Annotated in this window: 7 protein-coding genes; 2 read left to right on the forward strand and 5 right to left on the reverse strand. The window is 44.6% G+C overall.

Annotated features, from left to right (window positions below):
• Positions 1 to 31 precede the first annotated feature (31 nt).
• Positions 32 to 1822, forward strand: coding sequence for a flavin reductase (locus tag I2D69_RS02020; RefSeq protein ID WP_148463208.1), 1791 nt, complete (start codon positions 32 to 34; stop codon positions 1820 to 1822).
• A gap of 130 nt (positions 1823 to 1952) precedes the next feature.
• Here I2D69_RS02020 and I2D69_RS02025 read toward each other — a convergent pair whose 3' ends face one another.
• From I2D69_RS02025 to I2D69_RS02035, 3 genes are all read right to left on the reverse strand, one after another.
• On the reverse strand, positions 1953 to 2954 hold the full coding sequence (locus tag I2D69_RS02025; protein ID WP_148463209.1) for a U32 family peptidase: 1002 nt from the start codon (positions 2952 to 2954) through the stop codon (positions 1953 to 1955).
• Positions 2955 to 3053: 99 nt separating this feature from the next.
• Positions 3054 to 4487, reverse strand: coding sequence for a hypothetical protein (locus I2D69_RS02030; RefSeq protein WP_195379309.1), 1434 nt, complete (start codon positions 4485 to 4487; stop codon positions 3054 to 3056).
• Positions 4488 to 4642: 155 nt separating this feature from the next.
• Positions 4643 to 6805 carry an alpha-galactosidase gene (locus I2D69_RS02035; RefSeq protein WP_195379310.1) on the reverse strand — a complete coding sequence of 721 codons (2163 nt, stop codon included), beginning with the start codon at positions 6803 to 6805 and terminating at the stop codon, positions 4643 to 4645.
• Positions 6806 to 6974: 169 nt separating this feature from the next.
• On the opposite strand from I2D69_RS02035, the gene I2D69_RS02040 reads away from it, so the two are divergent.
• The gene (locus I2D69_RS02040) at positions 6975 to 7814 is read left to right on the forward strand and encodes an AraC family transcriptional regulator (protein WP_195379311.1); all 840 of its coding nucleotides are present in this window, start codon (positions 6975 to 6977) and stop codon (positions 7812 to 7814) included.
• A 70-nt stretch (positions 7815 to 7884) separates the two neighbouring features.
• Here I2D69_RS02040 and I2D69_RS02045 read toward each other — a convergent pair whose 3' ends face one another.
• Together I2D69_RS02045 and I2D69_RS02050 are read right to left on the reverse strand one after the other, a co-directional pair.
• Positions 7885 to 8670 (reverse strand): hypothetical protein, encoded by a 786-nt coding sequence (locus tag I2D69_RS02045; protein WP_195379312.1) that lies wholly within the window; start codon positions 8668 to 8670, stop codon positions 7885 to 7887.
• A gap of 297 nt (positions 8671 to 8967) precedes the next feature.
• Positions 8968 to 13833: Cna B-type domain-containing protein (locus tag I2D69_RS02050; RefSeq protein WP_195379313.1), on the reverse strand; the 4866-nt coding region annotated here is incomplete at its 5' end.

Raw genomic sequence — 13833 nt, forward strand, 5'->3', positions numbered from 1 at the left:
ACAATATCTCATAAAAAGGAGACGAACCTCTATGAAAATTACAGACACCATCCGCTACGCAGGCGTAAACGACCATCAGATAGACCTTTTCGAAGGTCAGTACAAAGTACCGAACGGTATGGCATATAATTCCTATGTGATCCTGGATGAAAAAATCGCAGTCATGGATACTGTAGATGCAAATTTCACTCACGAATGGCTGGATAATCTGGACCGCATCCTGGAAGGCCGCAAGCCAGACTACCTGATCGTACAGCACATGGAGCCGGACCACGCAGCAAATGTGGCAAACTTCCTGAAAGTTTATCCGGAAACCACCATCGTAGCCAACGCGAAAACCTTCACTATGATCCAGAACTTCTTCGGTCTCGACCTGGAAGGACAGAAGCTGGAGGTTACAAATGGCGGCACCCTCAACCTTGGAAACCACAACCTGACCTTTGTTTTCGCTCCCATGGTGCACTGGCCGGAAGTTATGGTAACCTATGACAGCACCGATAAAGTACTTTTCTCTGCAGATGGCTTCGGAAAATTCGGCGCACTGGATGTAGAAGAAGATTGGGACGATGAAGCTCGCAGATACTTTATTGGCATCGTTGGAAAATACGGACCACAGGTTCAGAAATTACTGAAAGTTGCCGCAGGCCTGGATATCCAGATCATTTGCCCTCTCCACGGACCTGTTCTTACAGAAAACCTTGGACATTACATTGGTCTTTACGATACATGGTCCTCTTACACACCAGAGACAGAAGGAATTGTCATCGCCTACACATCTGTATACGGTCATACAAAAGCGGCTGTAGAGCTGCTGGCTGACAAACTTCGCAGCAAGGGATGTCCCAAAGTTGTTGTATATGATCTTGCAAGAGATGACATGTCACAGGCTCTGTCCGACGCATTCCGCTACAGTAAGCTGGTTCTTGCTACCACAACCTATAATGCAAGCATTTATCCGTTCATGCACGACTATATCACCCGTCTGACCGAGCACAACTTCCAGAACCGCACCGTGGGCATCATCGAAAATGGTTCCTGGGCACCTCTGGCAGCAAAAATTATGAAAGAAATGCTTTCTGGCTGCAAGAAGATCAACTGGCTGGACACTACTGTAAAAGTGCTTTCCGCAGTAAACCAGGAAAACAAGGATCAGCTGGAAGCTATGGCAAGCGAACTTTGCAAAGAATACATTGCCCAGAATGATGAGCTGGCAAACAAAAATGACATGACAGCCCTTTTCAGAATCGGATACGGTCTTTATGTAGTTACCTCCAATGACGGCAAAAAAGACAACGGACTGATCGTCAACACTGTGACCCAGCTCACTGATACTCCAAACCGTATTGCGGTAAATATCAATAAGGCAAATTACTCCCACCATGTGATCAAACAGACTGGAGTTCTCAACGTAAACTGCCTGTCTGTAGATGCACCGTTCTCTGTATTCCAGCAGTTTGGTTTCCAGACCGGACGCAGCGTAGATAAATTTGCAGGTCAGAAGGTCTACCGTTCCGATAATGGACTGGTATTCCTGGACAAATATATTAATGCATTTATGTCTCTGAAGGTTGAACAATATGTAGACCTTGGTACCCATGGAATGTTCATCTGCAGCGTCACCGAAGCCCGCGTCATGAACGATCTTGACACCATGACTTACACCTACTATCAGAAAAATGTAAAACCGAAGCCAGAAACCGATGGCAAAAAAGGCTTCGTCTGCAAAGTATGCGGCTACATCTACGAAGGTGACGAGCTCCCGGATGACTTCATCTGCCCGCTGTGCAAACATGGAGCTGCAGATTTCGAGCCCATCGGATAAAAAACAACCAGATAAATTTCTCAAGGCAGCGCAGGATCCAGAGCGTGTCTGAAAAAGGCTTTCTGCAAGATGTGCACCACAATTTGTGGGAATGATTTTTCAGACACACTCCGGAGCCCGTGCTGCCTAATCACCGGTAATAGCAATTCCTGCTGCACCCGCTGGGAAAAATCTGCAATTTCAATTTTCGCCGAAACTCCATTTCGTCAGCGGATTCTTTCAATATATTCAACGCCATTCGAAGATTTCGAATATCTTTTTCCATGTAATCCGTATAATTTCCACGGCCAACCAGCTTCAAGTGCGTAATTCCGGCTTGCTTTAACTGATAAAGTGCACATAGACCACAGCCAGTTTCACCGCAAAGATAACCTGCAGAATCATAGGAAAAATCATCAGGAACAAAGCCGTCTGGCAGCAAATGCCCTCCGTTTATTTCCTGATTGAAGATTTCAGAACCGGCATTCCCTGTTTTTAAGGTTCCGATCTGATAGGGCACTTTACAAAGATACCCCATCTCATCGCAATGCAAAGAATTACAAAATGCACCTGTAAACTGGCACATTTCATTCAATACAAAAGCCTCAAATTCCGGGATTCTTTCTGTCCCATCCTTTTTTCCACATTTAGCAACAACCGCTTTCATATCTTCGAATGTATTTTTCCTGTGAAAAATCACACGTTTCAATCCCAGTTTTCCCAATGAAGCCACCATCTGGCTGTTAATTTCTCCACATTCTCCACTGAGATGGATTTCGCAGTTTATACCATTTTCACGTAAATATACTATCAACGCCGGGTCTGCAATAATATAACTGTGAAAACCAATTTTCATACACTGGCTTATGATCCCGGCAATTTCCGGATATTGTTCCGGGATATAATACAGGGAATTGAATGTAAGATGGACTGGTTTTTCGTACTTTTTCATCATCCCAGACAGGATTTCCAGCTCACTGAATGCGCCAAGCTGTACGTTATAACAAAGTACTTCCCTGCGGTTCAGGGGCAGTACCGTTCCGTATTTTTTGGACCAGGAATAAGGAACATAACCACAGAAAAATTCATCTGCACCAGCCTCCGCGAACTTTATATATTCATCTATCGAGCCTAATCCTGCTACTATTTTCATCACTTATCTCCATAAATTCCAGCCTTGAGCAGCCATGTACTTCATCCTGAATAAAATATCGCATCTGCCTCAACACGGGTATGTCACCTGCCGGTGGCATTACCATGCTCTTATTACAACCCGGTCCACACCGTTTTGGATATAATTCTCCAGTATTTCTTCCTCTTTCAATATTCTCATATCAATCCCAAACAACGAATTATACCGCCCCATCATATGCAAATGTTCCGGGTATAAAAGTGCATATTCCGCACAATATCCCGGGCATTTTTTTGCAAGCTTTTGTCGTCCTCTCTCGCCAGTTTCACATACTGCACCAAGAGGACAATACTGTGATGTATTGGTCTGATAGAACGGAATATGCAAGCTGTTTTTTCCAGGTGGAATCTGCTGTTCGTAACCGCAGGATTCCCATTCAAAGCGTTGGATTCCATATTCTCTTTCCAGAAAATTACGGTAAAATCCAGCATTCAGGCTGTTCCTCTCAAACCATTTCTGTTCTCCTTTTTTGAACGGAATCCGAGGGTCTTTTCTGCGTTTATTTAACAAAATTCCAAGGCTGGAAATCAGATTCCTTCTGCTTTTTTTTACTAAAGAAGCCATTCCCCAGTCATTTACAACAATCTCTACAGACTGCCTTTTTTCTTCACACCACCGGTTAATTTCATCAAGCAATTCTGTTATATAATCCAGCATATATTCCCGGATATAAGAAAAAACAAGTGTGATTTCCACCTGTTCTGCCGCTGCTTTTTCTATTATTTCAAACAACAATTTACGTTCCGGAAACAGAAGATGACAGAACTGATTTCCAATATAAAGGTGATCCGGTACTCTATGTTCCAGAATAATGCTGCCGCAGATACCGATACATTTTCCGGCATACTTTTTGGAAAATTCTGTCAGGGAACTATTCAAATATTCCTGATACAATTCCGGGCGATCTATCTCCAGCGCCAGTTCCGCAACACCTGATTCAGGCGGTACCTGGCACTTATACCCAGGCTCAAAGCCAGTTCCGTACTGAGAACAATTATCAGTTAAATCTATACGTTTCCCATTATAAGCGGACTCCAATCCATCTGGCGTAAGCTCTCTCCGCCATATTCCCACCTGCTCTTCCAGACTGCCACGCTTGACCTCATCCAGTTCCCCCGGATACCCTGTCAGGCTTTTCGCCAACGCGCTGTCGTCCTCTTCCAGCTTCAGATGAATGTAGTGATTATACTGATAAAGAAGCCTCTGAACCGCCTCTGCATACGCTTTCTGCTTCACCGTCACCTTATATTTCACACAAAATCCGGAGAGTTCTGCGTCCTCCATATCAAACCTTTGTATATCGTATTCTGAAATTTCCAATTCACGATAACGCCCATTCTTTATGTCATAAAAGCACACCTTCAAAGCTTCTGAATCAGAGATATTTTCTTCTATTGTCCGAAAACAAAATCCACTCTCATCAATCTCTGTAATCCGAACCTCCCGTCCCCCCACAACCCCGGCAAGAAGCCCGAAAGGAATCATTGAAACCATTGCAATCACACCCTGTTCCGTCTACGAATACTGCAAATATATCTCAGAATATATAAAAAAACAATCTTTCCAGTTTATAAACCTTTTCTCCTTTTTTCTTCACAAAAGAATGGTAAAATTAACTTAACGACTATGAAAACATAATCATTGATTTTTCAAACACGCTCCAGTTCTATCTGGTATGCTTCATATTCGCTCACCGCAGCAGGAAGCAGTATTCCAGCCTCCATAAGTGCAGCTCCCGGATATACTTTTCCGGTAGTTTTTTCCCGATAAAAAGCATCCTCTTCCATTCCTTTTAAGGTAACGTATGCTGCCGGCGGATTGGCTTCTGCTGTAAGTCTTATCACACTTACCAGTGCCTTGGATCTGTCATCTGATACCACCATCCAGGCCGCAAAATTATCCTGGAAAGGATTGGAAAGACGGTAATAATCTCCTTCACGGATCAATTCCTGATACTCCCTGTATTGGGCAAGCTGGGCACGGATTTCTGCTTTTTCCTTTGCATTTAAAAGTGCGGGATTCAGTTCATAGCCAAAGGTTCCAGACATAGCTGCAACGCCTCTTGTATGCATACTGGTCACTCTTCCGGTCTGATGGTTTGGCACTGCTGACACATGTGAACCCATTGCTGCTACCGGATAAAAGAAGGAGGTTCCATATTGAATCCGTGTACGATTAATAGCATCTGTGTTGTCACTGCACCAGATCTGAGGCGTATAATACAGCATTCCGGCATCAAATCTTCCGCCGCCTCCGCTGCAGCCTTCAATAAGAATATCCGGATAACGGTTCGTAAGTTTTTCCAGGAAATCGTACACCCCAAGAACATAATCATAGGTCACGTTTGGTGCATAAATATCTGCCAGGCTGCGGTTCATATCCCATTTAATGTACTCCACATTTCCCTGATCCAGAACTGCGCAGATGCGTTTAAATATCTCATCACGTACTTCTTTTCTGGAAAAATCAAGGACCAGCTGGTTTCTGGAACGGACAGGCTTGCGGCCTGGAATTGTGATTGCCCAGTCCGGATGTTCCCTGTAAAGATCACTGTCCTCACTGACCATTTCAGGCTCAATCCAGATACCGAATTTCACGCCTTCTGCGTTTACTCTTTCGATTAATTTCGTCAGAGTTCCGCCTAATTTTTCCTCGTTCACATACCAGTCGCCGAGAGAAGAATTGTCGTCATTTCGCTTTCCGAACCATCCATCATCCATAACCACCATATCGATTCCAAGCGCTTTTGCCTCCTTTGCAAGCTCTACGATGGTGTCTCCGGTGAAATCAAAATATGCGGCTTCCCAGCTGTTGATCAGGACAGGACGATTTGCATGGACGTATTTTCCCTGGCAGATATGATTCATAATGCAGTGATGGTACTGCTGGGAAAGCCTGGAAAGACCTTTGTTTGTGTAGGATAAAATAACCTCTGGCGCGGTAAATTCAGCTCCGGCTTCCAGGGAATATGCAAACAGTTCATCAGTCAGACCCATCTGGATTCTGGTCTGATCATACTGGTCCTTTTCTGCTTCTACAAGGAAGTTTCCACTGTATACAAACAGCATTCCGTAGCAGCTTCCGCTGTCTTCATTTGTGTTTTTTCCTGCAAGGATTACCCCTGGATTATACTGGTGGCTGGAGGTTCCACGGCGGCTGCCAATTCGGATGCTTTCATGGGAAACCGGCATTCTTTCCATGTTTCTTTCCATAGCATGTCTGCCATGAAATTTGATCAGATCATAGTCTCCGTGAAGGAAATCCAGGCATGCGGACTGGGCTTTTTTTACTGTTACAGGGGCTTTTCCAACATTCTTAATTATCACGCTTCTGGTGATAATATCTTCTTTTTCCAGTACTCCGTAGAGTAGATGAAGCTCTACTTTTGTAACAGGATCTTCCAGTATAATTTTCAAAGTTTCCGCTTCATTTTCTTCTGCACGGACGAATGGAAGACCTTTCAGAGTGTATTTTCCAGCCTCAATTTCATGTGTTATGTAAACTGGATTGCAACACTGGGAACCATCTGCATTCTCTATATTTAACGCATAATTTCGGAAATCTCCTGTGCCAAGTGATGGATATTCCTGTGGCAGTGCATCCAGAGAATAGGTTCTGTCGTTGCCTGCTGAATTCGGATTTCCAGAAAAGCCACGGTCTCCATAATTCAGAAGATAGTCCATTTCTCCTGCAGTTCTGGCACCATAATACAGGTGCAAAAGGTACCCTTGAGCATCCGCCTGCATCTGATAGGTGGTGTGGGCAGTAGTGAGGGTAAAGATCCGGGTTGTTTCGTTGAAGGTGATTGCCATGAGTGTAGCCTCCTTTTTCTATGATGTGTTAAGTATAACATACCAAAATCAGCACTTAAATAGCTTAATTTTTCTTATTTTATGCCTTTATGATGTTTTTTTATGGTATAATGAAATATATTATCACATTATGATATATTGTCAGCAAATGTAACGGAGGATTCCAGATATGGATAACAACTTTCACATTTTTCCAAGCGAAACTTTCATTGATCTATGCCTTTACCAATATGGCCATGAGAAATGTACTCCCGGACATTTATTTGGTCCGGCAACGCGGAATCACTATCTTTTTCACTATGTTCTTTCCGGAACAGGCACCCTGATGGCCACGAATTCCAAGGGACAGAATGTAAATTATCAGGTTCGGAGCGGACAGGGATTTATGATTTTTCCAGGACAGATCACCACTTATGTGGCAGATATTCAGGTGCCATGGGAATACGTCTGGGTGGAGTTTGACGGGCTGCGTACCACAGAAATCCTCAACGTTTGTGGCTTTTCCAAGGATACACCAGTATATATGGCCCACTCCAGGGAGGCACGAAAAAAGATGGCAGATGAACTGATTTATATTTCTCAGAATTCAGAGCAATCTCCTTTTCATCTGATGGGACATTTCTATCTTTTTGCGGATCTGCTTGCACAATCTGTTGTCAGACCACAGCCTGCCGCCACCAGTAAAATGAGTGATTATTATATAAAAGAGGCGATAAATTTTATCGAACAGAACTTCCAGAATGATATTTCTATTGAGGATGTAGCAGCTGTATGCGGTATTAACAGAAGCTATCTGGGACGAATTTTCCGCACCAGCACGGGACACTCTCCACAGGAATTTCTCATTCATTACCGCATGACAAAAGCGGCGGAATTGCTGAAGCTGACCACATTATCTATAGGGGATATCGGCTCTGCCGTAGGCTACGAAAACGCCCTCCACTTCTCCCGGGCTTTTAAAAATGTGTATGGGGTTTCACCGCGGACGTGGCGGGAGCAGCATAGATGAAATTTTGATTATACAAAAAGGACTTTCCGATTTCTCAGAAAGTCCTGTATCTGCTTGCGGTTATTGAATTTTAGAAGTTAAATCCTACGGATTTCAGTGTTCCGTCTGCGGACTGTGCGGTTACGTCCTGGGCAACTACGCCGGCTTCAGTCTCCTGGATGTGGAGGGCGCTCTGGGTTTCGTTTTCCTCTGGTGCAACGTTTTTGAATTCCATATTAATTACAACTGCTTCGTCTGGAACTTCGATCTCAACGCCATCTGCAATGAAGGTTACGTCGTAGAAAGTGTACTCGTCGTCTTCTGTTGTTCCAAGGTCTCTGATGGAAGCCTGTTTTGCTTCTTCGTATTTCTCACTGCCAGCTTCAAGCTTTACAGCGTTCATTTCAGCGTTTTCCGGAAGAGCTGTCTCATCAAACACTTTTGCAGTGATAATGACTTCTTCGTTCTCGAAACGGAAATCGGAATCTACGGTAGTTTCTACTGCATCTCCAACTTCACCGGTTCCATCGGTAAACTCTGCTGGGTCAGCTTCTGCGGAGCTATCTGTGAAACCATCAACAAAAGCGGCTTCTTCTGCTGTTTCCCCGGTCTGGAACTCATCCTGAGATTCTTCTGCCTGAGGCTCTTCTGTCTGAACTTCCTCGATCTGTGCAGCTTCCGGCTGAACCTCTGTCTGAGTCTGCTCTGGCTGAACTTCTTCCACATATACAGCTTCATCGCCTGTGGTAAAAGCATCCATCTCTGCAAGTGCCTCCGCATCTGTAAATCCTTCCGCGGAAACTACTGTATATCCTGTCACCAGCATTGTCGCTGAAATCATAACTGCCATTGCTTTTTTTAATGTATTCTTTCTCATAATGGAAACCTCCTGAAATCTATAAAGTCATTCCCAAATGTAATATCCTTTAATTTGACTTCATTATACCAGTAGGGCTGTTTCGTCAACTCTTTCTTCGGGATGTTTTTCCACTTTTCGGGAAAGTTTTTTTACTTTTTTTCAAAACCAGAACCACACGGCTGTCCTGTGGTTTTCCTTAATTGAGCAGGAAACTAAGGTGAATCTGCAAAAAAGGCGATCCGCTTTGTGTGCGGACCGCCTTCATTTGTACTTGCTTTGTTATGGTTCCGATCTGGTCAGAAACCTTGTTTTGCTTTACTGTCTTTTGTTTCTTCTGCGGCGTCTTTCAGTCTCGGCTGCAAGCATTGCGGCTGCAAGAAGAAGCATCAGATAAGTTCCGATCGGGGTATCATCTCCGGTCTTCGGTGATTTGCCACCACCGTAGCCGCCGGAATGATTTTCGGAGCCACCGCTATTTCCACCATCGGAAGAAGGGGTAGGCGTTGGTGTTTCTGTTACTGTGCTTTCTTCCTGGTTGGTGATGACTACTTCTGCTGTCATATTCGTTTCATCAAGTGTAACAGAATCTGCACTTACGGTAACTTTATATCCAAAGCCTTCGGAACCTGCAATTGGTTTTCCGTTGGAATCAGTTTCCGTTACATACAGGGTTACCTTTGCTCCTGACTGGGCAAGACCAACATTGATGGTCTCACTTACTTCATAGCCACCGTCCATATCAAGCTTGATAATGTTCTGCTCAACCTGCTGGGAAAGCTGTGTATGAGCTGCATCATCAAAGATACCTGCATAGAATACCTCGTTGCTGTTTCTGGTGCCTCCATCTGCGCCAAGAACCTTCTTGGTAATTGTCAGCTGACCCTGTTTGTAGAATCCATCTGGCGGGAAGCTGCTGAACACGTTTTCGAAGGAAACGGTTGTTGTTCCATTGACTTCAGTTACTGTTGTGGAGTTACCATTGCCAAATACAGCTTCATAGACGGTTCCATCTGCAAGAGCGCCGATTGTCTGAGAAATTCCATCCTGTGTACACTCTGCAATGTAGTATGTCTTGCCTGCCTTAATATTCTCTGAGAATACTACGGTGGAAGCATCTGCATTCTTGAACACAAGAGCTTTCACATCGGAAACTCTCTGTGTGCACTCTTTGTCAGAATACAGGGCTACATAGAAGGTCTGATCTTTTGCTGCCAGGCTTTCACCAATATAGGTAAGTTTCTTGGTTACTGCAATAGATGCTGCGGTTGCCAGTTTATCCTGTACAAGTAAAACACCATCCTTGGAAACAGCTGTTGTTTTTTCTGCATCTACTGTTCCGTCTTCTTTCAGAACAAAAGTAGTGTCGCTTGTAAGTAAATATCCATCTGGCGCTACAGTCTCACGAAGAGTGTAAGTCTTACCGGTTTTCAGTTTCTCGATAACATGAGCTTCCTTGGTGGAATCCCACTCGTCTACAACGTTTCCGTCCTGATCAATGATCTGGATGTGAGCACCTTCCAGCTCTTCTCCGTCGGAAATATTTACTTTGCTTACTTTTACAGAAGTTCTGCTGTCTTCTACCAGGAGGGTTCCATCCGCTGAGATGGTTGTGCTGGTATTATCTTTGTCAAGAGTTCCATCCTCCTTCAGGCTAAAGACTGTGTCAGCTGTAATTGTATAGCCATCTGGCGCTACGGTCTCGCGAAGGGTATATTTCTCACCGGTCTTAAGACCTGTTACTTCATGAGATTCCCAGGTGGAATCCCACTCGTCTACTACATTTCCATCTTTGTCAAGGATCTGGATATGAGCACCTGCCAGTTCTTTCTGGTCAGTAATATCCACTTTGCTGATCTTAACAGATGTGATCGTATTGGTAATGATAAATCCTTCTGTGGCATTTCCTGTTACTGTGGAAATATAACCAGCTGTTTTACCAATTTCTTCTACTGTGTAGACAATATCCTTTCCAGCCTTCTTCTCATCAAGTTCGGACCAGGTGTAAGTCCACTTGTTCTCTGCGTTCAGGGTAATTTCCTCGCCGCTGTTTTCTCCATCGGCTTTCAGCTGAACCTTGATTTCCTTCGGTCTGTGACCGCCGCGGTCATCGTTGTCAGCCCATGCCTTGGTAACTGTGACGCTGGTCTTTCCTGGCGCATAGCTGTTGGTGATATCGTAGCCGGTGATCTCTGTTGTGTAATCTGCAACTGCATCCTCGGTTACCGTGTATACAATTTCTTTTCCAGCCTCATATTTCGGCAGGTTTTCGAAGCTGTAGGTCCAGTTTCCATTTTCGTCTGCGGTTACGGTCTGACTGTCTTTCTCCTCGCCGTTTGCAAGAAGTCTTACCGTGATGCTCTCCGGACGTTTGCCATCCTGATTGTCTGCATCGTTCCAGGTCTTGGAGCCTTTCACCTCAGTTGTCTCGGTTGTGTAAGCGTTTGTGATGTTAAATCCGTCTACACTTGTTTCGTAGCCTTCCACTGCTTCCTCGGTTACGGTGTAGGTGATTTCCTGACCGTTTGCATATTTCGGCAGGTCATTAAAGGTGTAGGTCCAGTTTCCTGCTTGGTCTGCTTTTACAGTCTGGCTTGCTACGATCTCTCCGTTTGCAAGAAGGTTGACGACAATGCTCTCTGGACGCTTGCCATCCTGATTGTCTGCGTCGTCCCAGGTCTTGGTTCCGGTGATGGAAGTTGTTTCTGGAGCGTAGGTGTTAGTCAGAGTGGTTACAGTTCCGTTCTTGCTGTTGTCGGTGAGTTCGTAACCTTCTGGGAGAGTTTCCTCTGTCCAGGTATACTCGATTGCTTTTCCGTCTGCTTTTTCCGGAAGGTCAGATATAGTCTGTTTCCAATTGTTCTCGACGCTCAGGGTAACGGTCTTTCCGGTTTCTTTACCGTCTGCAAGAAGACTTACGGTAATGCTCTCCGGACGTTTTCCATCCTGATTTTCAGCGTCGTTCCAGATCTTGGTTACTGTTGCACTGGTCTTTCCTGGAGTGTAGCTGTTGGTGATGTTGCTGCCATCGTAGGTTGTAGTGTAATCAGCTACAGTGTCCTCGCTTACGGTGTAGGTGATCTCCTCGCCATTTGCATATTTCGGCAGATCTTTGAAGGTGTAAGTCCAGTTTCCTGCTTCGTCTGCAGTTACGGTCTGGCGAGTTTTCTCTGTGCCATTTGCAAGAAGGATTACAGTGATGCTTTCCGGACGCTTGCCATCCTGGTTGTTTGCATCGTTCCAGGTCTTGGTTCCGGTAATCTCGGTGGTCTCTGGCTGATGAGTGTTAATGAAATTATAGCCATCACTCTCGGTTGTGTAGCCATCGACTGCATCCTCAGTTACGGTGTAAGTGATTTCCTGTCCGTTTGCATATTTCGGAAGGTCTGTGAAGCTGTAGCTCCAGTTTCCGTCTGCATCAGCACTTACACTCTGGCTCTTAAGCTTAGTTCCGTCTGCAAAAAGGTTTACGGTAATGCTCTCTGGACGTTTTCCATCCTGATTATCTGCATCTTTCCAGGTCTTGGTTCCGGTGATGGAAGTAAGCTCTGGAGTATGAGTGTTGGTCAGAGTGGTTACCGTTTCGTTCTTGGAAGTTCCTGTCAAGCTGTAGCCTTCTGGAACATTAACCTCGGTCCAGGTGTAGGTGATATACTCTCCATCTGCTTTTTCCGGAAGACCAGTTATCGTCTGTGTCCAGTTGTTCGCAGCAGTAAGAGTAACAGTTTTGTTAGTTGGCGTTCCATTTGCAAGGAGAGCTACGGTAATGCTCTCTGGACGAATGCCATCCTGGTTGTCAGCATCATCCCAGATCTTGGTTACAGACGCGCTGGTCTCACCTGGGGTGTAGCTGTTGGTGATGTTGTAATTATCATCAATAGTTGTTGTATAACCAGGTACGGTAAGCTCGCTTACCGTGTAGGTAATTTCCTGACCATTTGCATATTTCGGCAGATCGGTGAAGCTGTAGGTCCAGTTATCGTCAGCTGTTACGGTCTTGGTGTCTGTAATTATGCCATTTGCAAGAAGGTTGACAGTGATGCTCTTTGGACGTTTGCCATCCTGGTTGTTGGAATCGTTCCAGGTTTTGGTTCCGGTGATGTCGAGGGTTTCTGGTTTATGAGTGTTGGTGATGTTGTAGCCGCTTACGCTTGTTTCATAACCAGCTACCGCACTCTCAGTTACTGTATAAGTGATTTTTCCTTTTGCATCATACTGCGGCAGGTTCTTGAAGACATAGTTCCAGTTTCCAGCCTCATCAGGAGTTACCACCTGACTTGCAGCTTCTGTTCCATTTGCAAAAAGTTTTACAGTGATACTTGCTGGTCTGATTCCGTCCTGGTTGTCTGCATCATTCCAGGTCTTAGAGCCGCTGATATCAATTACTCCTTTATAAATGTTTTCAAAAGCAATTGCATCAACAGTATCATCACCTTTCTTGATCGTCTTGCTTACCTTCAGTTTTCCGTTTCCTGCATCTGCTACAGTTACTTCAACAGTATACTCAGTAGTATCATAAGTAACTTCGGTATTCTCTCTCTGAACTTCTGATACTGTGTAAACATGAGTTCCAACATCTTTAAGAGTATAATTGAGCGGACTGAATGTTACATTTCCATCTGCATCGTTGGCAACGGTCTGAATAGTCTCTCCGTTCTTGTCCTTCAGCACGAAGTTAAAGGCATCAGCTTCAAGAGCTTTGTTCTTCAGAGTCTTACTTGCCTCCAATGTCAGAGATCCCTTTGCGTCGTAGGTATTGTCGAATATAAGCTCCTGACTATCCTCAGCAAAAGCTGCACTCATTATTCCAGTTGCCTGGTCATAGCTTACAATTACTTTCACAGTAAAGATACTGTTATCGTAAGTTACACCATTTACAGTATAGTTATTCTCAGCGGTTGCTCCCTCCGGGATCACCTCGTTTACGGTGTACTCATAGGTCTTCTCGGATTCATAGCTTCCGTCCGCTTTTTCCAGGTCGGACAGTTTATAATTCAGCTTATTATTAAAGCTGATGCTTCCGTCTGACTTGTTGCTTCCGGTTGCTACTACCTTTCCGGCCTTGTCTTTTACTTCAAATGTAAACTCGCTATCCTTCAGGGTTCTTCCGCTCAGGCTCTTGGTTCCTTCCAGGTCAATTCCAGTCTCGGTGTCATAGCTGTTTGCAAATGCAAGTTTCTGGTC

Origin of the sequence: Ruminococcus sp. D54t1_190329_F1, assembly GCF_015551645.1 — a bacterium.
In the GTDB taxonomy this organism is placed as follows: Bacteria; Bacillota; Clostridia; order Lachnospirales; family Lachnospiraceae; genus Blautia_A; species Blautia_A faecis.

Excerpts from the sequence above, each read along its gene's own strand:
- I2D69_RS02030 (WP_195379309.1), bottom strand. The coding sequence starts at position 4,487 with ATGGTTTCAATGATTCCTTTCGGGCTTCTTGCCGGGGTTGTGGGGGGA.
- I2D69_RS02020 (WP_148463208.1), top strand. The coding sequence starts at position 32 with ATGAAAATTACAGACACCATCCGCTACGCAGGCGTAAACGACCATCAG.
- I2D69_RS02040 (WP_195379311.1), top strand. The coding sequence starts at position 6,975 with ATGGATAACAACTTTCACATTTTTCCAAGCGAAACTTTCATTGATCTA.
- I2D69_RS02045 (WP_195379312.1), bottom strand. The coding sequence starts at position 8,670 with ATGAGAAAGAATACATTAAAAAAAGCAATGGCAGTTATGATTTCAGCG.
- I2D69_RS02025 (WP_148463209.1), bottom strand. The coding sequence starts at position 2,954 with ATGAAAATAGTAGCAGGATTAGGCTCGATAGATGAATATATAAAGTTC.
- I2D69_RS02035 (WP_195379310.1), bottom strand. The coding sequence starts at position 6,805 with ATGGCAATCACCTTCAACGAAACAACCCGGATCTTTACCCTCACTACT.